Raw genomic sequence first — 21,437 nt, 5'->3', positions numbered from 1 at the left:
TCAGTCGGGCTGTTTCGCCTTCGCCCTCTCCTCGCCCCAGCGCGGCATCAGATCCTGGGGCAGGCCCAGGTGATCCAGAAGTCGGGCAACGATGAAATCCACCAGGTCACTCACGGAATTCGGCCTATGATAGAACCCCGGACTGGCCGGCATGATGACCGCCCCCATGCGGGTCAGGCGCAGCATGTTTTCCAGGTGCACTTCCGAAAAGGGCGCTTCCCGGGGCACCAGGATCAATTGCCGCCGCTCTTTAAGGGCGACATCTCCGGCGCGCTCGATCAGGTTGTTACTGGCGCCGGTGGCCAGGGCAGACAGGGTGCCGGTACTGCAGGGACAAATCACCAACGGGGCTTTTTCACCCGAACCAGAAGCCGGCGGGGCGAACCAGTCTTCACGGCCGAACACCAGCACCTGCCCCGGACGGGCGCTGGCATAGCTGGCAAGCGCTTCCTGCATGGCGGCGGTGTTGCCCGGTAATTTCAGATCGGTTTCCGTGGCGATCACTACCTGTGCCGCCTTGCTGACCATCACATGCACCCGGCAGTTCGCCGCCACCAGGCACTGCAACAAACGCAAGCCGTACTGGGCGCCAGAGGCACCGGTAAAGGCCAGATTGATCACCCGCTGTTTTTCGGACGCTGCCGTCATAACTGAAGTTTCCTGATTGGATAGCGGAGGCAGGATGCCCCGTCAGCCGGATTCGCGTTCCAGTTCGGCAATCAGCTTCTGGTGAATACCGCCAAAACCGCCGTTACTCATAATGACAATATGGCAGGGACCGGATACCTGATCCAGAACCTGGCCGATCAGTTCCTCAACGCTGGCCCCGACACGATGGCGATCCGGTGTTGCCGACTCGGGACTACGGCCCTCAACTAATGCTGGCAACCAGTCCATGCCATTGAGATTGGCCCAGAATACCTGATTCGCCGCTGCAGCACTGGGCAGCAGGCTCTCCTGGTGAAAACCTTGCTGCATGGTGTTGGAGCGTGGCTCGATCAGCGCAAGGATGGTCTCATCGCCCACCTTGTGGCGTAGGCCCTCCAGCGTGGTAGCGATGGCCGTCGGATGATGGGCAAAGTCGTCGTAGACACAGACACCACCAACATCCGCAAGCAGCTCCATCCTGCGTTTGACGCCCGAAAAGCGGCACAGCGCCGCCACGGCATGGTCCGGGGTAACACCCACATGGCGGGCTGCTGCGATGGCCGCGAGGGCGTTGCGCACGTTGTGCAGGCCGGTTTGAGACCAACTGACTGAAGCCACCGGCTGTTCGTGGTGCACCACCATGAATCGACTGCCATCCTCAGCCAACAGCTCCGCCCGCCAGTCGGCCATATAGGGCACTTCGCTGCCCACAGAGGTAGCCTGCACGCTGCTCCAGCAGCCAAGTTCCAACGCCCGATCAAGATGGGCATCCAGGGCCGGGCGCACAATCAACCCACGGGACGGCACCGTTCTGACCAGATGATGGAACTGACGCTCGATGGCTTCAACGTTGTCAAAAATATCCGCGTGATCAAACTCGAGATTGTTGAGGATTAGGGTATGGGGACGATAGTGGACAAACTTGGAGCGCTTATCGAAGAAGGCGCTGTCGTATTCATCGGCCTCAATAACGAAAAAGTCGCTACTCCCCAACCGTGCCGAAACCGGGAAATCATTGGGGACCCCACCTATCAGATAGCCCGGTTCCAACCCGGCCTGCTCCAGGATCCACAACAACATGGCGGTTGTGGTGGTTTTGCCGTGGGTCCCGGCAACCGCCAGCACCCAGCGGTGACGCAGAACCTCTCGCGCCAGCCATTCCGGGCCGGACATGTAATCAATATTCTGGTTAAGAACCGCTTCCACCTCCGGGTTGCCCCGGGACATGGCGTTACCAACCAGAACCAGGTCCGGCTGAGGCTTGAGGTTGTCAGGATCGTAACCTTCCATTAACCCGATTCCCTGGGCCTCCAACTGGGTACTCATGGGCGGGTAAACCCCCTGATCGGAGCCCGTCACGGTGTGCCCGAGCTCCCTCGCCAGTACGGCCAGACTGCCCATGAAGGTGCCACAGATTCCCAGGATATGGATGTGCATTCGGTTATCGACCTCTTAAATGAAACCTGCAAAGCGTCCCGTATAGAATGCGGGTCGTCAAGCGTTCCTTATGACGTTTGATGTCATGAAAAAAAAAAGCGATTGGCGTATCATCTGCCGCACTTGATGAAACTGCAGGAGGCACCAGCCGGAAATGGCCACCAGAAACGCATTCTATGCCCAATCAGGCGGTGTGACCGCCGTCATTAACGCCAGTGCCTGCGGGGTTATCCAGACCGCCCGCAAGCACCCCGATCAGATCGGTAAGTTGTACGCCGGGCGTAACGGAATCATCGGCGCGCTCAAAGAGGAACTGATTGATACCAGCCTCGAAAGCGATGAGGATATCCAGGCGCTGATCCACACTCCGGGCGGTGCGTTCGGGTCATGCCGCCATAAACTGAAGAACTTTTCCGAGAATAAACGCGAGTACGAGCGCCTGATCGAGGTGTTCCGCGCTCACGACATTGGCTATTTCTTCTACAACGGTGGCGGCGATTCCCAGGATACCGCGTACAAGGTGTCCCAACTTGCTGAAAAAATGGGCTACCCGATTACCTGCATCGGCGTACCCAAAACGGTGGATAACGACCTGCCCTTCACCGACTGCTGCCCCGGTTTCGGCTCAGTGGCCAAGTACATCGCCACCTCTACCCTGGAAGCCAGCCTGGACATTCGCTCCATGTGCGACACCTCCACCAAGGTGTTCATCCTGGAAGTGATGGGGCGCCACGCTGGCTGGATCGCGGCGTCTGGTGGCCTTGCCGGGAAAGGCGAAGGCGAGCCGCCTCACGTTATCCTGTTCCCGGAAGTGCCCTTCGAGCGTGAGCGCTTCCTTGAACGTGTGGATTTCTGCGTCAAGGAGTACGGCTACTGCGTGGTCGTCGCCTCGGAAGGCGCCCAGTATGAAGACGGCCGCTTCCTGGCCGACGCTGGCGCCAAGGATGCCTTCGGTCATACCCAGCTCGGCGGCGTCGCGCCAGCGCTGGCCAATATGGTGCGCCAGGCCCTGGGCCACAAGTACCATTGGGCCGTAGCCGATTACCTGCAGCGCAGCGCCCGCCACATTGCGTCCGCTACGGACGTGGAGCAGGCCTACTCCGTAGGCAAGGTGGCCGTGGAAATGGCGCTGGCAGGTAAACAGGCGCTGATGCCAACGATTGTGCGCGAACAGTCACGCCCCTATCGCTGGCACATTGGTGAGGCGCCGTTGAGCGAGGTCGCCAACCAGGAGAAGAAAATGCCGATCCATTACATCACGGATGACGGCTACGGCATCACGCAAGATTGCCGCGACTACCTGGAGCCACTGATTCACGGCGAGAGCTTCCCGCCGTTCGATGATGGTCTTCCGAGGGTCGCAAAGCTTAAGAATCAGCTGGTCGAGAAAAAACTGAAAGCCGACTTCCAGTTCTAAGCCGCTGACCTACAAAAAAGGCGCCACCGAATCACCGGCTGGCGCCTTTTTTTTTGCAGAACCGTTTATCCACCGGCAGCTTCAAACCTCTGCACGTACTGCGAGAAATGGTCGAACCCGCCAACGTGTTCTTCGCCCACAAAGATCTGGGGCACCGTATGTACGGGCTTACCAATGGTTTTTTCCAGATCCGCCTTGCTGATGCCTTCCTCGATCATGTCCACGTAGCGGTAGGGAATATCCCTGATCTCGCAAAGTTGCCGGGCGCGCATACAAAAACCGCAGGATGCACGACCGTAGATGGTGACATGATCCATAAACTCACTCCTGTTCGAAACAATGGGCGACCCTGCGTATCGTGTTGCAGTCGTCGACAAGCTGTACCGTATGGTGGCACGCCCAATGAAAAAATAAAATTAATGAACTGAATGGCGCCGATAGCCTGGACTGATGTATCCAGCGCTACCGGTGTTTCTCGGTGCAGCCTTACCTAACCGTGTGTTCAGGTTTTCAGGCGGCTCAACTCCGTCTCCAGCACTTTCACTTGCTCATCCAGTGTCTGCCCGCTGCCACTGACCCGTTGCGCCAATGCCCGAAGATCGTTGGCGGCGTCACCGATACGGGTGAGGTTGCGGTTGATCTCTTCACTGACAGAACTTTGCTCTTCCGCTGCCGTGGCCACATGGGTGACGTGTTCCACAATGGTTGCTATGCGCTCAACTACTGAGGCCAGAGAATGGTCCGCTTCACGGGTTCCCTCCACCGCTCTGGTGGCGCGATCAACGCCACCCTTGATCACGGTAACGGCTCCGCCCACGTCGCTTTGAAGGCCATCAATCATCTGACTGATCTCATCGGTGGACTCACGGGTACGGGACGCCAGTGTTCTGACCTCGTCTGCCACAACCGCAAAGCCACGCCCCTGCTCCCCCGCTCGCGCCGCTTCAATGGCGGCGTTCAGCGCCAGCAGGTTGGTCTGTTCCGCGATTCCCCGGATCACTTCGATAATACGGTTAATGTCCTCACTGCGAGTGGCAACCTGCCCTATCGCAGTGCTGGCCTCATCCATATCGCCCGCCAATGCACCCACGCCGTCCAGGGCAGACGTCAGCGTATCCTGGGTAAAACGGATGCCATCCTGGGCCATCTGCGCGTTTTCAGCTGCCTCACCCGCGAAACCTGCCACTTCACTGGCAGCGGCGGACATTTCGTTCATGGCGGTAACCACGCTTTCGATGTCCTGATGCTGGCTTTCGGTTTGCTCATCCGTTTCCTTGGCGATCACATCCACGTCTGCCGCCTGCTGGCTGACCTTGGCGTTGACATCTTTCAGGTCGTTGATCATTTCACGTAACCGGCCCAGGAACTGGTTGAATCCGCCGGCCAGCTCGATCAGCTCCGAGTGGGTATCAATGTTCAGCTCACTGGTCAGATCCCCTTCAGCACTGGCCAGGTTCTTCATCCGGTCACGGATTTCGTTCAAGGGTTTGGTTACCGAGCGAACCAGCACCACCAGAATCAGGATCGCCACTACCGACACCAGTACACCCACCATGGTCTGACGCCCGGCGGTGGTATCCACCTCGCTGGACAGCAGGCCGGTGATTTCGGCGACATCCGCCAGCGCGGTCTGACGTGGTAATTCGATCAACAGTGACCACTGGGCATCCGGCAGGTCAATCTCGATGGGGTAAGACACGGCCAGCGTGTCGCCATCGTCGTAGGTACCGCCGTCATTGTGCAGGGAAGCGTATGTTTCAGCCTGCTCAGGCAATGCTTCTGACAACGGCCGGCCTAGATGTTCACTGTAGTGGCTGGATGCAGCAATCAGCCCCTTACTGCTCAGCAGGGTCACCCTTGATGCGCCGTCATAGAGGTTATCGCTGACATTCTGGATCGCTTTCTGGAGCGTTGACAGGTTGAGGTCAACGCCGGCCACGCCCGCAAACTCGCTCCCGTTCATAATGGGCACGACCAGGCTGGTCATCAGTTCGGTATAGCCCTCTTCAATTTCGTATTCGTAAGGCTCCATGATGCAAGGGGACAGGGTATCCTTGGAACACAAGTACCATTCCGCCTCGCGAATACCGAACTCATTCCGGTTATCCAGATACTTGGTAGCCGGATCCTCAGTGCGACTGAAGACCACATCGCCGTCGGGAGAGCGGTAATAATAGATTTCCAGGGTGCCTTCATCGCTGCTGTGCTCTTCAACGCCACCGGTGAAGTAGCGGTCCTGGCCGTCGTAGGCATCCGGTTCGAACTGGGCATAGATCGAGCTCAGCCCATCCTGCTCTTCCAGTACCGCACCCACCGTTTCCTGAAGGGCAACGCGGCTGATGCGGCCGGAGCTGTCCGTCTGTATATTCCGGCTGATGACGTTGCGGACGACTTCCGGTGTCCGATACGCTGTGGCAAACATGCCGCTGACAACCTCACCGTATTTCCCGGCGGTTGCGCTCAACCGGTCGACGGCAAGGCTGCGCACCGTGTCACGGGTTTCGGAGGTGATTCGCTGCTCCATCTGTCCCAGGGAAAGCTGGGCGGTCACCACAATACTGATTCCCATAACCAGCAGCAGCGTAATAACCAGGGCATAGAGTTTGAAACGCAGTGACAGTTTTTTCATTGGTACAGCAACCTGTCTCAGATAGGGATTCATTATCAGCTTAGTGCCCTGAAGGCACGGCTGCCATTAGAGCCTGATCGGCATTCATCTCACCAGGAGCGTCCATTGGCCTATCTCACTTTGTTCATGACCGCACTGGCCGCAGCAACAATACTGCCGGCCTATTCGGAAATTCTCCTTGGCGGCATGGTGACTCAAGGCTATTCGCTCTGGTGGATATGGTTCTGGGCAACGGCGGGCAACACCGCAGGTTCGGTTATTAATGGGGTTATCGGCCGGCAGGTGGATCGCTTTAAGCACAAACGCTGGTTTCCGATCTCCGAATCCCAGCTCGAAAAGGCCCGCACCCGCTTCAACCGTTACGGGCAATGGTCACTGCTTCTGGGCTGGCTGCCACTGGGCGGCGACGCACTGACCCTGGTTGGCGGGATCATGCGCGTGCCCTGGCTCAACTTTGTGATCCTGGTGGCCATTGGCAAGGGATTGCGCTACGGCTTGGTCATCTGGTTGGTGCTGGAAGCATCGGGGGTGCCGGGATCACCGTAGAGGTATTCCCGGAGCAGATCCTCACCGTTGAATTCCGCATTCAGCACCGCGATGAACGTATAGACACCAATCAACTTTCGGTTCAGGAATACAAATTCCTTCGGCGGCACCTTGAAATAGCGGCTGATGGCTGATCGCGCGGCCTGGCGCGCCACCCGCGACGGCAAGTCACTCTGCTTCCAGCGGTACTGGCCGCGGTCGTTCACTGCCTCATCGGGCCAGTTGCTGCAATCCCTGGAGAGAGGTTCCAATACCGACATGCAAACCTTGCCGAACGTGTCCAGAACGTCCTCGGGCCAATCCTGGCTCATGAAACGTAACCGGATACCGCCATCAACCACCCCCGGCAGGTCGCCCTCATAGGAGGAGCGGATCATCTGGATGACCGGGTCCAGGAAGCTCGCGGAGTAGGCCTGTACCGCCCCGAAATCCAGTAGCACTATCTGGTCAGTTTCGCTGTTCGCGCCTTCCTCGCCAGCGATGCGGATCCGATAATTGCCGAAATTGGGATCGGTCTGGATTTCACCCCAGATGAACAGCTCACGGAAGAACAATTCCAGTGCGGCGCGGCCCAACTCGCTGCGACGATCAAGAGCAAGCTCCCGTACCGCCACTGAACTCACTGAGTGGCCCGGCTCGTAGGTGGAGGCGATGACATGGGCCGTGCAGTACTCGTCCAGAACACGGGGCACCACAAAACGAGGATCGTCCAGCAGCATCTGGCGGAACTTTTCGGTGGTACGGGCTTCAAGGCGGTAATCCACCTCCCGGTGCATCATGTCCCGCACTTCTTCCAGCCAGTCGTTGAACTCGGGGCCGAAGGAGACCAGGCGGGCTATCTTGAGCAGATGTGCAACTGCGTTAAGGTCACTGTCGACTGCTTCGTCAACGCCGGGGTACTGGACCTTGAGCACCAGTTCCAACCCGTCGCTACGCCGGCGCGCTCGATGAACCTGCCCCAGCGAAGCCGCACCAATCGGGTCGGGATCCACGTCCAGTTCCGCCAAACGGTCAGCACCCAGTTCAGCCTTAAGCACACGCTCGATCGACGGCCATTCCAGCCAGGTGGTCTGGTCTTCCAGGGTGTGCAGTGCTTCGGTTACTTCCTCAGGCAGGAAGTGCTCGCCATAGAGAGCCATCACCTGCCCGATCTTGACGACACTGCCCTTGAGCTTGCCCAACTCGTCCACCAGGAATTCCGCCTGGCTGGATAGCATGGCCCGGTGCCGGGCCTCCCGCTTGTCCTTGCTGCTGAACCAGTTGGTGGCCATATGGGAGGCCATCCGGGTGCCTGCGAAAAGCCCCGCCCTGGTGAGGGTAAGCCGACGCTCAAAGCTGCCGGTCTTGATACGTGCAACAGATGTGCTTTTGGGTCTGGATGCCATCAAAAACCTGCTCGGTTCTGTAAGTGTTGGCGCTATCAGCCTTTATAACCATTATACGGATACCCGGGCCCGCAAACCTAACCGGCGTGCCGTCGATTCATTGCCCTTGGGGCCAATGCAAACCGCCTCTTCTGTGTTTACTTCTGTGGTTGGCGAAAGGTTTTACGTTTTTACACAGACCCCACGTCCAAAGCGGTTTAGTATAAAAATGTGGTCGATGACCTGGCCACTGATGCCCAAAAACAACAAGACAGCAACAATGACTCAGACCACCAGCAGACCCTCCGACACCAAACTGTCACAGTTCCGGGTGAAGGGTGAAATTCCGGTTCCGATGTTGATCGGCTGGCTTACTCTGGCAGCGGTCCCCATCCTGCTGTTTTTCGCATGGCGATCCCTGGATCGCGGAATTCCCGGCTCCGCCACAGCCCTGATCGTCTTTGCCGTGCTGCTCAGTGTCAATGGTATTGTTTATCTGCTCAGTCGCAACAGTACTCTGCAACGCCGCGGCTTTATTACCGCGATCACGATCCTCTTCACCTATCTGGCAGTCAATGCGGTGGAGGACGGCTCTGCCATTATCTGGCTGTTTGCCTATCCACCCATCATCTTCTACATCAGCGAAGCGAAAGTGGGCGTGCTTGCCTGTTCCGGCGGACTTGCGGGGGTTGCCTTGCTATTCAGCCCACTCGGGGACCTGGTATTCGATTCGCCGTACAGCACCAGCTTCCGACTCACCATGCTTGCGGTACTGGGGTTTGAGATGTCCACCTGCTACGTCCTGGATCAGAGCCGGCGGCGCAGCAAACTGGGGCTGTTGAAACTGGCTGCCGAGTTTGAATATGCGGCTAAACACGATGCGTTAACGGGGCTCGCCAATCGACGTGAAGCCCACGAGCAACTGGAAGCTGAGTATCAGCGTTACTTACGCAATTCGCGCGGTTTCTCGGTGTTGTTGATGGACATTGATCTGTTCAAGTCTGTCAACGACAACCATGGTCATCAGGTGGGGGATGAAACCATTGTGATGGTAGCCAGGACCTTGCGGGAACACAGCCGCAAGGTCGATACGCTGGCGCGCTGGGGAGGAGAAGAATACCTGGTATTGCTGCCTGAGACCGATACCGTTGAGGCCGTCCAGACGGCCAATCGCATACGCCAGACCATTGCATCAACGCCTATAGAGACCCAGGGCGGGAGCATCAACACCACTATCAGTGTCGGAGTCGCCACTATCCACGGCGCAGAGTCTGTGGACCGACTGCTACAGCGCGCCGACGAAGCACTTTATCGAGCCAAGACCCTGGGGCGTAACAAGGTGTGTGATTTCGAGGGTATACACGGCTAGCAAGGCAACCGCCTCAATCGGTACTTGGGCTTCGCGTTACCAGCCCGTTACCCGTCGAACAGCGCCACCCGCCAGGCCATTAACCAATTCATCCGACAGAGCAGGAGCAAGACCGGCAACGGTTGCCCCGGGGACGAAGTCGCTGACCTGGCACATCGCCATGCCAGCATAGCCACAGGGGTTGATCCGGCGAAACGGCTCCATGTCCATGGCCACGTTCAGGGCCAGACCGTGGAACGAACATCCTCGCCTTACACGCAGCCCCAGCGACGCAATCTTCGCTTGTTCCACATAGACACCCGGCGCATCCGGACGCGGCGCTGCCGCCACACCCATCCCCGCAAGGGTCCGGACAATGGCCTGCTCAATGACATCAACCAGGGAGCGAATTCCCAGGCGATGGCGAGTCAGGTCTATCATCAGGTAAACCACAAGCTGGCCAGGGCCGTGATACGTCACCTGGCCACCGCGATCCACCAGTATCACCGGGATATCACCGGGGGCCAGTATGTGCTCGGCTTTGCCGGCCTGCCCCTGGGTGTAGACCCTTGGGTGTTCCAGCAGCCAGAGTTCATCGGGCGTGGAGGCGTCTCGCGAGGCCGTGAACGATTTCATCGCCTCCCAGGTTTCCAGGTAGGGCTGTTCACCCAGGTCACGAACGATCAGCTCGGCCATCAGGTTACAGCACCATATGAACCCGGCCGCTGGCCTTGAGTTCCTCGAACAGAGCTTTCAACTGCGGCTCGCCCGTGGCAACGATCTTGAGGTTTACCGAGGCAAACCGACCGCCGCGACTGTCTTTCACCGTAACGTCATCGTTCGAAATGCCAGGTGCATGCTGCTCCACGACGCCCACCACAAACTCCACAAAGTCTGGCGCGGCGTCCCCGATAACCTTGATCACGTAGTCACAGGGAAACTCGATTTTGGGTGCCTTTGGTTCGCTCATCCCGGTTTATCTCCTACAGGCCACTCGCGCCCTTACTCAAAGAGCTGAACAAAGAATAGTTTGATGGCGTCCCAGATCCGCTTGAAGAAACCACCTTCCGGGATATCGCTGAGTGCCAGCACCGGCTGATCCACGACCACATCATCGCCGAGCTTGACGGTCACCCGGCCCAATTCGTCGCCCATGGAAATGGGCGCCTTGATCACTGAGTCGAGTTCAACGGTGGATTCCAGGGAATCCCTTGAGCCTCGGGGAATGGTGACGTAAACATCTTCTGTCAGTCCTACGGACAGGCTATCGCTTGCCCCGCCCCATACGCGCGCTTCCAACAGTTCCTGGCCAGTGCGGAACAGGCGCTCGCTCTGGTAATAGCGGAAGCCGTAGTTCAGCATTTTCTGGACTTCCTGGGCGCGGGACGAGGTGCTGTCTGTTCCCATCACCACAGCAATCAGGCGGGTGTCGTTGCGCTTGGCTGACGCCACCAGGCAGTAACCGGCTTCCTCGGTATGGCCGGTCTTCAGCCCATCAACACTGTCGTCACGCCACAAAAGGCTGTTCCGGTTTGGCTGACGGATATTGTTGTAAGTGAAGTGTTTCTGGGCATACAGCGGGTAGTTTTCCGGATAGTCGTTGATAATCGCCTTTGCCAAAAGGGCCAGATCGTAGGCAGTGGAGAAATGATCCGGGGCAGGCAAGCCGGTAGCATTGGCAAAACTGGACTCGTTCATCCCCAGTATCTGCGCCTGCTGGTTCATGATGTCGACGAACGCCCCTTCACTGCCGGCAATATACTCGGCCAGCGCCACTGAGGCATCGTTCCCAGACTGAATGATGACGCCCTTTAGCAGGTTCTCGACCGACACTTCCGTCCCTTCTTTAACGAAGGTCCGTGAACCCTCGGTTCGCCAGGCGTTCACGCTGATGGGCACCATGTCGGACAGGGAAATCCGACCCTCGTCCAGCTCCCGTTCCACGATATAGGCCGTCATCATTTTGGTCAGGCTGGCCGGGGGCAGACGCTCATGGCTGTTCTCTTCCATGATAATCCGTCCGGAAAGCGGGTCCATCAGGATATAGGAACTCGCCGCGATCTGCGGTGATGACGGAATCAGAACAGCCTGGGCCGCAACCGGCATAGCCGGAAGCAGAATCAGGAGCAGAACAGCAGAGAAGGCTCGGAACGCTTTATTTAGTGCCATGGGTCCATTCAGTTTCAAGTAAGTGACTGGTTCAATGAGTGTCGGTCAGAAGTATTGACTGACCAAATCCGTGATTTTCAAGCAGGCTCTGGGCTCTCAGGGCTTCATCCTCGTCCCTGAACGGCCCGACCTGAACGCGGTGAAAGCGGCCAGAAGCCGTTTCCACTTCCCTCACCCGCATTGGGTTTGCGACTGCACGCCGCGCCCTGTCCAGAAGGGCCTCGGCCGGGTTACGCTGGCTGAACGACCCCAGTTGCACAAACAGGGCCTCGCTGCCCGGCCCGGGATCCTTCAGGCGTTCGGCATCCACCGGAGCTCCAGATTCCGGGAACGGCTTGCCGGCAAGCGTCATCGAGCCGTCACGATTCACCGTGATGGCAGCCACCTCAACCCTCGCCGTACCCCTGCCCTGATAACCCAGCTTTTTGGCCGCGGCATAGGAGAGGTCAATCAGGCGATCCCCGTGGAAGGGGCCACGGTCGTTGACCCTAACCACCACCGAGCGACCGTTATCGAGGTTGGTCACCCGGGCGTATCCCGGGATTCTCAGACTTTTGTGCGCCGCCGACATCTCGTACATGTCAAAAACCTCTCCATTCGAGGTTTTGTGTCCATGGAACTTCTCACCATACCAGCTCGCGGTGCCGCGCTGAACATAACCATCGTTAGTGCCCAGAACGTGATACTCCTTGCCCCAGACCTGATAAGGGGATTTGTTTCCAGCGCGGCGCGGCTCCTCAAATCGAGGCGTGGCATCGGCAAGCCCCGATGCATCAAAGTTGCCTGAAGGCGCACGGTCCTGGCTCAGGGTGTAGCGGGAGGAATGGTCAGGTTCGGGCGATGATGCGCACCCGACCAGCACCAGCACCCCGAAAACCAGCAGTAAAACATGGCGTTTCATCACGAGTTGTTACTATCCCCATTGTTTTCATTTGCCAGCGGCCGCATCCGCTCTTCGAGCGCACCTGCCAACTGGTGCACCGCCATGGCGTATAGATGACTGTGATTGTAGCGGGTTATCACGTAAAAGTTATGGTAGGTCAGCCATAGTTCAGAGCCCTCGTCCCCGACGAGACGGATCACTCTGGCTTTGGCGTCGCCGGGCACATCCATTTTCGGGACGATACCCGCCTGCCGATAGTCATTGACCGTCAACGTCGGCCGCAGTTCCCTGGTCAGCAATGGTGAGCTCTTTGGCAGACTGTCACTCACCCGTTCTGCCACAGGCTCACCCGTTTGCCAACGATGGGCGTGGAAATAATTGGCGACACTGCCGATGGCATCCACGGGATTGGTCAGGATGTCTGCAACGTCATCACCGTCAAAATCAAGCGCGTAATGCCGGTAGCTGCTGGAGATAAACTGACCGTACCCCATCGCCCCCGCATAGGAACCCGTCAACGCCATAGGGTCGAAGCCCTGTTCACGGGTCATCAGCAAATACTGGGCAAGCTCGCTGCGAAAAAAACGACTCCGGGGCGGATAGTCGAATGCCAGAGTGGCAAGGGCATCGAGCACCCGATACTTTCCTTTGTAGGTGCCATACCAGGTTTCGACGCCGATAATCGCCGCAACGATTGACGCCGGTACACCGTACTCACGTTCGGCGCGCTCAAAGGCTTCCTGATGTTTCCTGAGGAAACTGACGCCCTGCTCTATGCGTTCATCACGCATAAAGATCCGACGGTATTCGTGCCACTCAAGGGTTTTCTCAGCCGGTCGGCTGATGGCTTCCAATATCGAATCACGGCGCTGCGCGTTGGCCAGTATTGCAGACACACGTTCGGCCTCAAATCCGTAGCGTTCCGACATCTCACGAACAAATTCACGGCTTTCAGGTGTTTCATTGTAGGGACCGGCCTGTAAAGGGGAGGCAAAGCACACCATCACCCATCCGACACCTAACCAATACCTGACAGCTTTCATGAATCCCCTTGACTGGCTTCGACTCGAGAACCTTATCAATACAACGTCACCACAGCTGCGGCCCGTTATCGCGGCCAAGATTACCATGGCTGCGGACCCGGCAACCATTACTCCCTGTCCATGGTCGGTGCCCGGTCATCACGCACTGATCATCCGTCTATGGGTATGAACCGACATCAACACCCCAAACGCCGCCATCAGCGTTACCCCTGACGTTCCACCATAGCTGACCAACGGTAGCGGCACGCCCACCACCGGCAGAAGGCCACTGACCATACCCACATTGACGAAGACGTAGATAAAAAACGTCATCGTCAGCGCGCCCGCCAACAGCCGGCTGAAGGAATCCTGTGCCGTCGACGCAATGTACAGGCACCGCAGAACAATCAGGAGATAGAGCACCAGAAGAACCAGCATGCCCACAAAGCCAAATTCTTCCGCCAGCACCGCAACGATGAAGTCGGTATGGCTCTCAGGAAGAAACTCAAGATGGGACTGTGTGCCCTGGAGCCACCCCTTGCCATCCATGCCCCCCGAGCCAATAGCGGTCTTGGACTGGATAATGTTCCAGCCGGCGCCAAGCGGATCGCTCTGAGGATCCAGCAAAGTCAGTACGCGCTGCTTCTGATACTCGCGCATAACGAAGAACCACATCAGTGGCGCCGCCACTGACACCATGGCAAGAAAGGCGCCAATCAGGCGCCAGCCCATACCGGCAAAAAACACCACGAATATCCCTGCGGCGCCGACCAGTAACGAGGTCCCCAGGTCTGGCTGCAGGATGATCATTGCCATCGGCGCCAACACAATGAGCAACGCCACCGCAACATGGCGGAGTCTGGGAGGCAGGTAATGGCGCGAAAGGTACCAGGCGGCCATCATCGGCACCACCAGCTTCATCAGCTCCGAAGGCTGGAAACGGGGCAGCCCGGGAATGGCCAGCCAACGCTGCGCGCCCTTGGCACCAACGCCAACCAGCAATACCGCTGCCAGTCCTATCAGGCCGGCAGCAAACAACCAGGGCGACCAACGCCGGAACACAGCCGGGTCGAGCTGGGCGAACACGAACATTACCACAAGGGCCACGCCCATCCGGATGCCCTGTGCTTTCACAACCTCCAGGTTGCGGTCGGCCCCGCTGTACAAAACAAATAACCCGCCTGCAATAAGGATCAGCAACAGGAACAGTAGAATCGGGTCAATATGCAACGCCGACCAGATCCCCCTCGGGCTAGACAGGGGGTGACGCGCAGATTGGTTAAACAGGCTTCCCGCTGACATCAGTTACCCCTCTCCCCGGATGAACCCACAACGAGTTCATCGCCTTCTGCGGGGAAATCCAACAACCAGGCGTCAAACATCGCCCGAGCGACAGGCGCAGCCGTTCCACTACCACCTCCACCGTTTTCTACAATGACAGCAACGGCAATCTGGGGATTCTCTACCGGTGCAAAGCCAACAAACAAAGCATGATCCCGTAATCGCTCACGGATCTCCTCTTCGTCGTACTCTTCATCTTCCGCCAGGCTAAATACCTGGGAGGTACCAGTTTTTCCGGCCATTCGATACGTCGCGCCGCGGGCCGCCCCTCGGGCCGTCCCGCGGCTACCATGCATGACTTCAGCCATGGTCTCTACAACAAACTCCCAGTCGTCCGGGTTCTCAAGCTCAATCGATTGATGGGTGCCGGTGGGCAACACTTCCTCAACCGAATGGTCACCCTTTACATCTCTCAATAGCCTTGGCTCGGCCCAGTTCCCACGGTTCGCGATCACCGACGTGGCCGTTGCCAATTGCAGTGGCGTCGCCAGCATAAACCCCTGACCGATACCGAGGTTTACCGAGTCTCCCGGATACCAGGGCTCATTATGTATAGCGCGTTTCCAATCGCTGGACGGCAGCAAACCGCTCAGGGCCCCGGCAACGTCCAGGGTAGCATCCTCACCAAAGCCGAAATCGGACAAGTAGCGGTGCATGGTATCCACCCCCATATCGACTGCGACTTCGTAGAAGTAAATATCACAGGATTGAGCCACTGCTGACTTCAGGTCGACCCACCCATGACCACCCCGTTTCCAGTCCCGCCAGCGGCGCCCGCCGGGTTTCAACTGGTAATAACCCGGGTCCCATATCGTCCTGTCACGGGTGGTGGCATTGCTGTCGAGTGCTGCGATTGCCAGCATAGGTTTAAGCGTCGACGCCGGAGAGTACTGCCCACGCAAAGCCCGGTTGAACAGGGGCTTATCGGGACTCTGACTGAGTGATCGATAGGCCTCCACGCCGATGCCGGTCACAAATAGATTGGCGTCAAAGCCCGGAACGCTCGCCAGCGCCAGAATGCCTCCAGTGGAGGGCTCAATAGCAATAATGGCACCACGTCGGCCATCCAGCAGCTCATGGGCCAGCCGCTGGAGCCGCAGATCTAAATGTAGCTGTATATCCTCACCTGCTACCGGGTTTTCTCGCTCAAGCACACGCAGAGTTCGGCCCCGAGCATTGGTTTCTACATGCTGGTAGCCGACTTGCCCGTGCAGGAGCTCTTCGTAGAAACGCTCCACTCCGGATTTGCCAATATAGTTGGTGCCTGCGTAGTTCACCGGGTCAATTCGCTGAAGTTCCTGACGGTTGATACGCCCGACGTACCCCAAGGCATGGGCCGTCAGCTCACTATGGGGGTAGTACCGAACCAGTTCCGCGGATACCTCAACCCCCGGCAATTCGTGGCGGTGAACCGCCAGACGCGCGATTTCCTGTTCATCCAGATCGTAACGCAGGGGCAATTCCTGGAACGGACGGCGAGGCTCAAGCAGCCGACGCTGGAAGCGCTCCATATCCTCCTCGGAAATGCTCAGCATGCCCTGGAGTTTTGCGAGGGTTTGTTCCATGTCGCCGACACGCTCCGGTACCAGCGTCACACTGAAAACCGGGCGGTTCTCGGCCAGCAAGACATCGTTGCGGTCATAGACCAACCCGCGGGGAGGCGCCACGGACTGTACCTGAACACGGTTTTTGTCGGAAAGCGTGGTGTAGATGTCGTGTTCTACAACCTGCAGTTGATACATCCGGGCAATCAACACGCCCAGCAATACAAAGACCAGTAACAGCATGACGAATGCACGACGCTGGAACAGGCGCCGTTCGGCTGCGATGTCTTTGAACTCTCCCCAGGGCATATTGGCTTGGCTTCCTAGGCCCGGTGATAAGGATGGTTGCGAGTGACGGACCAGGCGCGGTAGAGCTGCTCGGCTAGAAGGATCCGCACCAATGGATGCGGCAGGGTCAAGGCAGACAGCGACCACAGCTGATCAGCCCTGTCCCGGCAGATGTCGGCGAGACCATCCGGCCCGCCGACAAGAAAGCTGACGTCGCGGCCATCCAACTGCCAGTTCTCAAGCTGACCGGCCAATTTTTCAGTGGACCAGTTGCGGCCGCCAACTTCCAGGGCAATCACCCGGTCACGAGGGCCCAACGCCGACAGGATTGCGTCCCCCTCACGCTGCATCAGCCTGGGAATATCCGGATTCTTGCCACGATGGGCCAGGGGAATTTCCACCAGATCAAGGGACAACTCCGGCGGCATCCGGCGGGCATACTCATTATACCCCTGGCTGACCCACTCGGGCATTTTCTGCCCTACACAGACCAGGCGTAACCGCATGATTATTCGCTACCCGCAACACCCAGATCGGGAGCATCACGCCAGAGGCGTTCGAGGTCATAGAACTCTCGGGTTGCCGGCATCATGACGTGAACCACCACGTCGCCGAGATCAACCAGAATCCAGTCACTCGCATTGGCGCCTTCCACATTGCTGGCACGAACCCCCTGCTCCTTCGCTTCGGACAACACCGAATCCGCCAGGGATTTCACATGCCGATTGGAGGTGCCACACGCAAGGACCATGTAGTCCGTTACGCTGGTTCTCCCCCTGACATCAATGATGCTTACGTCCTGCGCTTTGACGTCCTCAAGCGCACCCACGACCAGTTCTTTCAGTTGCTCTGCCTGCATAATCACCCTGTTGGACGGGCAGCGGCGAAGGCAGCCACCCGAAAAGTCATATTCAGACGGGATTGTAGCACTAAAAGTTCCCGTCCGGTCATGCGCCGTATAGTCTCTGGCGTTGAATTTCCCGCCACACCGGGTCGGGCAGCAGGTAACGGGGAGAATGGCCGGAAAGAATCCGATCGCGAATACCGGTCGCAGAGATATCAAGCAACGGTGGGTCGAGTTGCAAAATATGGCCACAAGGCGCGCGAAACAAGGCCTCTACCCGCTCGACTGACCGCTGGCTCAATAATTTCGCCGGCACACCGTCCGGTGCCAGACCTGGCCCCGGACGTTGCACGACGACAATGTGAGCCAGTTCGGGAATCCGCTCCCACTCCTGCCAGCGGTCGAAACCGGCGAAGGAATCCGTACCCAAAACCATGGCGAGCGGTTTGTCGGGGCCGATCTCCGCCCTCAGTTGCGTCAACGTCTCCGCGGTGTAAGACGCGCCTTCCCGCCCCAACTCGCGATCATCCAGAGTCAGCCCGGGCTCGCTGGCAATGGCCAGCTCCAGCAAAGCCAGACGCTGCGCACTCGTGGCACCCGGCACGTCACGGTGAGGAGGCACGTGGCAAGGCATCAAAGCCACTTCCGACACCCCCAACCGCTCCCTTAGTTCGACCGCGAGCCGCAGGTGGCCATGATGTATCGGGTCGAAGGTGCCGCCATAGATCACATGCATGCGCAATCAGGTCCGGATGTGGCCGTCGCCAAACACCACGTATTTCTGTGATGTCAGACCTTCAAGGCCAACCGGCCCACGGGCGTGAATCTTGTCTGTGGAGATGCCGATTTCCGCACCGAGACCATACTCAAAACCATCCGCAAAACGGGTCGACGCATTGACCATGACGGAGCTGGAATCCACTTCCGTCAGGAATCGACGGGCCCGAGTATAGTTTTCCGTGACGATGCTGTCTGTGTGCTGAGAGCTATAACGATTGATATGCTCAATGGCGCCATCAAGCCCGTCGATCACTTTTACCGCAAGCACCGGGGCCAGGTATTCCGTACCCCAGTCGTCCTCGGTGGCACGAACAACATCGGGGAGAATATCCATTGTCTGCGGGCAGCCCCTGAGCTCCACGCCTTTGTCCCGGAAGGCGTCCGCCAGCAAGGGCAGAATATCGGCCGCAATTTCCTGGTCCACCAGCAGTGTTTCCATGGTATTGCAGGTGCCGTACCGCTGGGTCTTGGAGTTCACCGCGATGTTTAGGGCTTTTTCGGGATCAGCATGACTGTCGATGTACACGTGACAGATACCATCAAGATGCTTGATTACAGGTACGCGCGCATCACGACTGATCCGCTCAATCAGTCCCTTACCACCTCTGGGGACTATCACATCCACAAACCGGGGCATGGTAATCAGTTCGCCGACAGCCGCCCTGTCGGTGGTTTTCACGACCTGTACGGCACTTTCTGGCAGTCCTGATTCCTTCAACCCCTTGGCCAGGCAGGCTGCGATGGCCTGATTGGAATGAATGGCCTCGGAGCCCCCGCGCAAAATGGTGGCGTTGCCGGACTTCAGGCACAGACTGGCAGCCTCTACAGTCACGTTGGGCCGGGATTCGTAGATAATACCGATAACACCCAACGGCACACGCATGCGACCAACCTGTATTCCGGAGGGTCGATACGTCATATCGGTAATTTCACCAATCGGATCCGGCAACGAGGCCACCTGGCGCAGCCCTTCAATCATTGCATCGATGCGCGCCGGGGTCAGCTCCAGCCGATCCAGCATCGCTGCTTCAAGACCGTTGGCACGGCCACCCTCCAGATCCCTGGCATTGGCTGTGGCAAGCTCATCGCGCGCAGCGTCCAGAGCCTCGGCTGTTGCCAGCAACGCCTGGTTGCGAACAGCCGTTGTGGAGCGGGCCACAGCCCTCGCGGCCTGCCGTGCCTGCTGTCCTACCTCCGCCATATAAGCTGCAATATCCATCCGATTACCTTTCAATGTTAATACCGATTGTGCGAATCAGGGCCTAACTTTACCTTTCCCGTTTCAAGTACGCATCCCAAGCGATTATTATACCGGCCTGAGACACTTTATTCCGCGGGTCATTGAACAAAACCTGCTGTATGCTTTAAACCACGGACGCCCGGGAGAGGACGGATACCATGGCCCAGATGGCCGAAAAATTCCTGTTAAGCCGCCTGTCGAGAACTGGATTCCTGATCCTGATCGCCATTGCCGCATTTTCAGTGATCCAACGGGAGACACTGACAGCAATCACCGCTATTGTCGCCGCAGCACTGGTCTTCAGCGGCAACACCTTCCACCCCGGACGCTCTCGACAACCCTGGCCGGCGATTCACCGACTCCTGTTTGTGGCGCTGTTGTCGCTTTTGGCCACCAGCCTATGGACAGGGCCCTGGAGCCTGACCCACTGGCTCTACGTCGCACCACTGGTCGGCTTTGCACTGCTGCCCGTCACCTGGGCAGCGGCGATTACCGCACTCTGCGCCGTTCTTGCGATGTCTGCCACCCATTGGTCTGCCGGCCTGCCCGAACGCCACCAGATGCTTAGCGCACTGCTGCTGACCGTTATGCTCTCAGGCCTGCTGGTTTTCCTGCGTGAGTACAAGTCGCGACAACTTGCGCCCCTGCGCCGGACCGACGAACTGACCCAGGCCGCAAGCCGCGAATACCTGACGGCTGATCTGCACAAGGAGATCCAGCGCAGTGAACGGGAAGGCACCGATATGTCGGTGATCATGATCGGCCTGGACACCCACCTGAGCGACAGCGACCCGGATGCCGACATACGCTCCATACTGCCACGGATCGGCCGTTATCTGCACTCCCAGCTACGGGATTTCGACACCTACTATCGGGTAGCAGATCTGCAATTCCTGGTCATCCTGCCAGGCATCCCCACGGCAGAAGCGGCATCACAGGCCGAGACGATCCGAAAGGGATTACGCACCCTGCTTGCCTCACACCAACTGCATCTGACGGTCAGTGCGGGAATCGCCGGCCTGAATATCGGCGATGACGCAGACAGTTTGCAGCAATCCGCTGCCAATGCGTTGCGGCGCGCCCAGCAACAAGGGGGCGACCGCGCCCAGTCCTACAGTACCTGGACACACACATCGCCCCCACCCAGAACGGAGGGGCCGGCGTTATGACTGAAACCCGCTTGAGAAGTTTTACCCATCTGGCCGGTTATGCGTTTGCCAGTCTTTTCATTGCAAGCCTGGCGTTCCAGAACCTTCGCTACGGATTCTATGACCTGTTCTTCCTGGCTGCCGGAATGGCGTTGCTGACGGTCGCAGGCGCTGGCTATACCTTCATATGTCGCCGCCGCCAGTTGTCGGCGCCGGGGCATCTCCTTATTCTTACAGCGCTGAACAGTGGGTTGGTGGCGGCCATGTTTGCCCTTGACCCTCCCGGCATCAGTCATTGGGTTATGCCCCTGGTTGTACTGAATCTGCTGATCCTTCCGCTACGACAGGGGCTGATCCTTTCCCTGTTATTGCTGGTCGCACTGGCACTCTTTCTACTCCTGTCATCGCCCCTGATGTACGCCATAACCATCAGTGCCGGGGTGTTTGCTCTGGTCGCGGTGGCCGCGCTGTATATCTGGCACTACGACCACATGGCACAATCGGCAGAGGATCTGGCCATTACCGACCCGGTGACCGGCGCCCACAATGCACGCTTCCTGGACGAAACCCTGCAAAAGGAAATTTCCCGGGCCATTGTCATGTCACACTCCCTGTCGGTGATTTCCCTGGCCATTGATTACGCCGAGGAAGCCGAAGATCTGCACGGCCAGGCCGGCATGCAGCGACTGCTCAGGGACCTCACCCAGCACCTGTTTGACGTTATCCGTGCTGGCGACACCCTTTACACGCTTGAAGACGGCGAGTTTTTCCTGATCCTGCCCTTCACAC

21 protein-coding genes are annotated in these 21,437 nt (G+C 58.2%); 5 read left to right on the top strand and 16 right to left on the bottom strand.

Annotation, left to right across the window (positions count from 1 at the left end; genetic code table 11):
- Positions 1-648 carry a flavin prenyltransferase UbiX gene (locus AXW11_RS16775; protein ID WP_036203886.1) on the bottom strand — a complete coding sequence of 216 codons (648 nt, stop codon included), beginning with the start codon at positions 646-648 and terminating at the stop codon, positions 1-3.
- Positions 649-690: 42 nt separating this feature from the next.
- Entirely contained in the window at positions 691-2,085 is a 1,395-nt protein-coding gene (gene mpl / locus AXW11_RS16770; RefSeq protein WP_075194946.1) for a UDP-N-acetylmuramate:L-alanyl-gamma-D-glutamyl-meso-diaminopimelate ligase, read from the bottom strand.
- Between the two features lie 154 nt (positions 2,086-2,239).
- Between mpl and AXW11_RS16765 the strand changes: the two genes are divergently transcribed.
- Positions 2,240-3,502, top strand: a complete 1,263-nt coding sequence (locus AXW11_RS16765; RefSeq protein ID WP_036203882.1) for a 6-phosphofructokinase — start codon at positions 2,240-2,242, stop codon at positions 3,500-3,502.
- Positions 3,503-3,567: 65 nt separating this feature from the next.
- Here AXW11_RS16765 and AXW11_RS16760 read toward each other — a convergent pair whose 3' ends face one another.
- Both AXW11_RS16760 and AXW11_RS16755 read right to left on the bottom strand, forming a co-directional pair.
- Positions 3,568-3,819, bottom strand: coding sequence for a GrxA family glutaredoxin (locus tag AXW11_RS16760; RefSeq protein WP_036203869.1), 252 nt, complete (start codon positions 3,817-3,819; stop codon positions 3,568-3,570).
- Between the two features lie 185 nt (positions 3,820-4,004).
- Complete coding sequence (locus tag AXW11_RS16755) at positions 4,005-6,131, bottom strand: methyl-accepting chemotaxis protein (RefSeq protein WP_036203866.1); 2,127 nt, start codon at positions 6,129-6,131, stop codon at positions 4,005-4,007.
- Positions 6,132-6,236: 105 nt separating this feature from the next.
- Here AXW11_RS16755 and AXW11_RS16750 point away from each other — a divergent pair, with 105 nt between their 5' ends.
- A complete protein-coding gene (locus AXW11_RS16750) occupies positions 6,237-6,677 on the top strand; it encodes a YqaA family protein (protein ID WP_036203863.1) in 441 nt (146 codons plus the stop codon).
- On the opposite strand, the gene AXW11_RS16745 is transcribed toward AXW11_RS16750, so the two are convergent.
- Complete coding sequence (locus AXW11_RS16745) at positions 6,620-8,062, bottom strand: ABC1 kinase family protein (RefSeq protein WP_036203860.1); 1,443 nt, start codon at positions 8,060-8,062, stop codon at positions 6,620-6,622. The two genes, AXW11_RS16750 and AXW11_RS16745, sit on opposite strands and share 58 nt — an antisense overlap.
- Positions 8,063-8,321: 259 nt before the next feature.
- Between AXW11_RS16745 and AXW11_RS16740 the strand changes: the two genes are divergently transcribed.
- Positions 8,322-9,410, top strand: coding sequence for a GGDEF domain-containing protein (locus AXW11_RS16740; RefSeq protein ID WP_075194965.1), 1,089 nt, complete (start codon positions 8,322-8,324; stop codon positions 9,408-9,410).
- 36 nt (positions 9,411-9,446) lie between these two features.
- Here AXW11_RS16740 and lipB read toward each other — a convergent pair whose 3' ends face one another.
- The 11 genes from lipB to AXW11_RS16685 form a co-directional block, all read right to left on the bottom strand.
- The gene (gene lipB / locus AXW11_RS16735) at positions 9,447-10,085 is read right to left on the bottom strand and encodes a lipoyl(octanoyl) transferase LipB (RefSeq protein ID WP_036203857.1); all 639 of its coding nucleotides are present in this window, start codon (positions 10,083-10,085) and stop codon (positions 9,447-9,449) included.
- A 4-nt stretch (positions 10,086-10,089) separates the two neighbouring features.
- A complete protein-coding gene (locus tag AXW11_RS16730) occupies positions 10,090-10,359 on the bottom strand; it encodes an HP0495 family protein (RefSeq protein WP_036203854.1) in 270 nt (89 codons plus the stop codon).
- Positions 10,360-10,391: 32 nt separating this feature from the next.
- Complete coding sequence (locus AXW11_RS16725) at positions 10,392-11,558, bottom strand: D-alanyl-D-alanine carboxypeptidase family protein (RefSeq protein ID WP_075194943.1); 1,167 nt, start codon at positions 11,556-11,558, stop codon at positions 10,392-10,394.
- Positions 11,559-11,589: 31 nt separating this feature from the next.
- The gene (locus AXW11_RS16720) at positions 11,590-12,459 is read right to left on the bottom strand and encodes a septal ring lytic transglycosylase RlpA family protein (protein WP_091644127.1); all 870 of its coding nucleotides are present in this window, start codon (positions 12,457-12,459) and stop codon (positions 11,590-11,592) included.
- Positions 12,459-13,484: a lytic murein transglycosylase B gene (gene mltB, locus AXW11_RS16715; RefSeq protein ID WP_177190654.1), complete on the bottom strand. Its 1,026-nt coding sequence runs from the start codon at positions 13,482-13,484 to the stop codon at positions 12,459-12,461. The genes AXW11_RS16720 and mltB overlap by 1 nt, the downstream gene beginning before the upstream one ends.
- Before the next feature lie 138 nt (positions 13,485-13,622).
- Positions 13,623-14,765 (bottom strand): rod shape-determining protein RodA, encoded by a 1,143-nt coding sequence (rodA, locus tag AXW11_RS16710; protein WP_075194940.1) that lies wholly within the window; start codon positions 14,763-14,765, stop codon positions 13,623-13,625.
- A complete protein-coding gene (gene mrdA / locus AXW11_RS16705; protein WP_075194939.1) occupies positions 14,765-16,657 on the bottom strand; it encodes a penicillin-binding protein 2 in 1,893 nt (630 codons plus the stop codon). Before mrdA ends, rodA begins: the two co-directional genes overlap by 1 nt.
- Before the next feature lie 14 nt (positions 16,658-16,671).
- The gene (rlmH, locus tag AXW11_RS16700) at positions 16,672-17,142 is read right to left on the bottom strand and encodes a 23S rRNA (pseudouridine(1915)-N(3))-methyltransferase RlmH (RefSeq protein ID WP_075194938.1); all 471 of its coding nucleotides are present in this window, start codon (positions 17,140-17,142) and stop codon (positions 16,672-16,674) included.
- A gap of 2 nt (positions 17,143-17,144) precedes the next feature.
- Entirely contained in the window at positions 17,145-17,495 is a 351-nt protein-coding gene (rsfS, locus tag AXW11_RS16695) for a ribosome silencing factor (RefSeq protein WP_036203834.1), read from the bottom strand.
- An 88-nt stretch (positions 17,496-17,583) separates the two neighbouring features.
- A complete protein-coding gene (gene nadD / locus AXW11_RS16690) occupies positions 17,584-18,216 on the bottom strand; it encodes a nicotinate-nucleotide adenylyltransferase (RefSeq protein WP_091644122.1) in 633 nt (210 codons plus the stop codon).
- Between the two features lie 6 nt (positions 18,217-18,222).
- Positions 18,223-19,479 (bottom strand): glutamate-5-semialdehyde dehydrogenase, encoded by a 1,257-nt coding sequence (locus AXW11_RS16685; RefSeq protein WP_036203825.1) that lies wholly within the window; start codon positions 19,477-19,479, stop codon positions 18,223-18,225.
- 179 nt (positions 19,480-19,658) lie between these two features.
- Between AXW11_RS16685 and AXW11_RS16680 the strand changes: the two genes are divergently transcribed.
- Entirely contained in the window at positions 19,659-20,669 is a 1,011-nt protein-coding gene (locus tag AXW11_RS16680) for a GGDEF domain-containing protein (protein WP_036203822.1), read from the top strand.
- A partial coding sequence (locus tag AXW11_RS16675) for a GGDEF domain-containing protein (RefSeq protein WP_286792485.1) occupies positions 20,666-21,437 on the top strand: 772 nt, incomplete at its 3' end. The genes AXW11_RS16680 and AXW11_RS16675, both read left to right, overlap by 4 nt.

The sequence above is a fragment of the Marinobacter sp. Hex_13 genome, assembly GCF_001566815.1.
In the GTDB taxonomy this organism is placed as follows: domain Bacteria; phylum Pseudomonadota; class Gammaproteobacteria; order Pseudomonadales; family Oleiphilaceae; genus Marinobacter; species Marinobacter salarius.
Note: the sequence above shows the minus strand (reverse complement) of the source record. Positions and strands in the feature narration are given on the sequence as shown.

Bases quoted from the DNA above. Each gene is read 5' to 3' on its own strand.
- AXW11_RS16775 (WP_036203886.1), bottom strand. From the start codon at position 648: ATGACGGCAGCGTCCGAAAAACAGCGGGTGATCAATCTGGCCTTTACC.
- mpl (WP_075194946.1), bottom strand. From the start codon at position 2,085: ATGCACATCCATATCCTGGGAATCTGTGGCACCTTCATGGGCAGTCTG.
- AXW11_RS16765 (WP_036203882.1), top strand. From the start codon at position 2,240: ATGGCCACCAGAAACGCATTCTATGCCCAATCAGGCGGTGTGACCGCC.
- AXW11_RS16760 (WP_036203869.1), bottom strand. From the start codon at position 3,819: ATGGATCATGTCACCATCTACGGTCGTGCATCCTGCGGTTTTTGTATG.
- AXW11_RS16755 (WP_036203866.1), bottom strand. From the start codon at position 6,131: ATGAAAAAACTGTCACTGCGTTTCAAACTCTATGCCCTGGTTATTACG.
- AXW11_RS16745 (WP_036203860.1), bottom strand. From the start codon at position 8,062: ATGGCATCCAGACCCAAAAGCACATCTGTTGCACGTATCAAGACCGGC.
- AXW11_RS16740 (WP_075194965.1), top strand. From the start codon at position 8,322: ATGACTCAGACCACCAGCAGACCCTCCGACACCAAACTGTCACAGTTC.
- lipB (WP_036203857.1), bottom strand. From the start codon at position 10,085: ATGGCCGAGCTGATCGTTCGTGACCTGGGTGAACAGCCCTACCTGGAA.
- AXW11_RS16730 (WP_036203854.1), bottom strand. From the start codon at position 10,359: ATGAGCGAACCAAAGGCACCCAAAATCGAGTTTCCCTGTGACTACGTG.
- AXW11_RS16725 (WP_075194943.1), bottom strand. From the start codon at position 11,558: ATGGCACTAAATAAAGCGTTCCGAGCCTTCTCTGCTGTTCTGCTCCTG.
- AXW11_RS16720 (WP_091644127.1), bottom strand. From the start codon at position 12,459: ATGAAACGCCATGTTTTACTGCTGGTTTTCGGGGTGCTGGTGCTGGTC.
- mltB (WP_177190654.1), bottom strand. From the start codon at position 13,484: ATGAAAGCTGTCAGGTATTGGTTAGGTGTCGGATGGGTGATGGTGTGC.
- rodA (WP_075194940.1), bottom strand. From the start codon at position 14,765: ATGTCAGCGGGAAGCCTGTTTAACCAATCTGCGCGTCACCCCCTGTCT.
- mrdA (WP_075194939.1), bottom strand. From the start codon at position 16,657: ATGCCCTGGGGAGAGTTCAAAGACATCGCAGCCGAACGGCGCCTGTTC.
- rlmH (WP_075194938.1), bottom strand. From the start codon at position 17,142: ATGCGGTTACGCCTGGTCTGTGTAGGGCAGAAAATGCCCGAGTGGGTC.
- rsfS (WP_036203834.1), bottom strand. From the start codon at position 17,495: ATGCAGGCAGAGCAACTGAAAGAACTGGTCGTGGGTGCGCTTGAGGAC.
- nadD (WP_091644122.1), bottom strand. From the start codon at position 18,216: ATGCATGTGATCTATGGCGGCACCTTCGACCCGATACATCATGGCCAC.
- AXW11_RS16685 (WP_036203825.1), bottom strand. From the start codon at position 19,479: ATGGATATTGCAGCTTATATGGCGGAGGTAGGACAGCAGGCACGGCAG.
- AXW11_RS16680 (WP_036203822.1), top strand. From the start codon at position 19,659: ATGGCCCAGATGGCCGAAAAATTCCTGTTAAGCCGCCTGTCGAGAACT.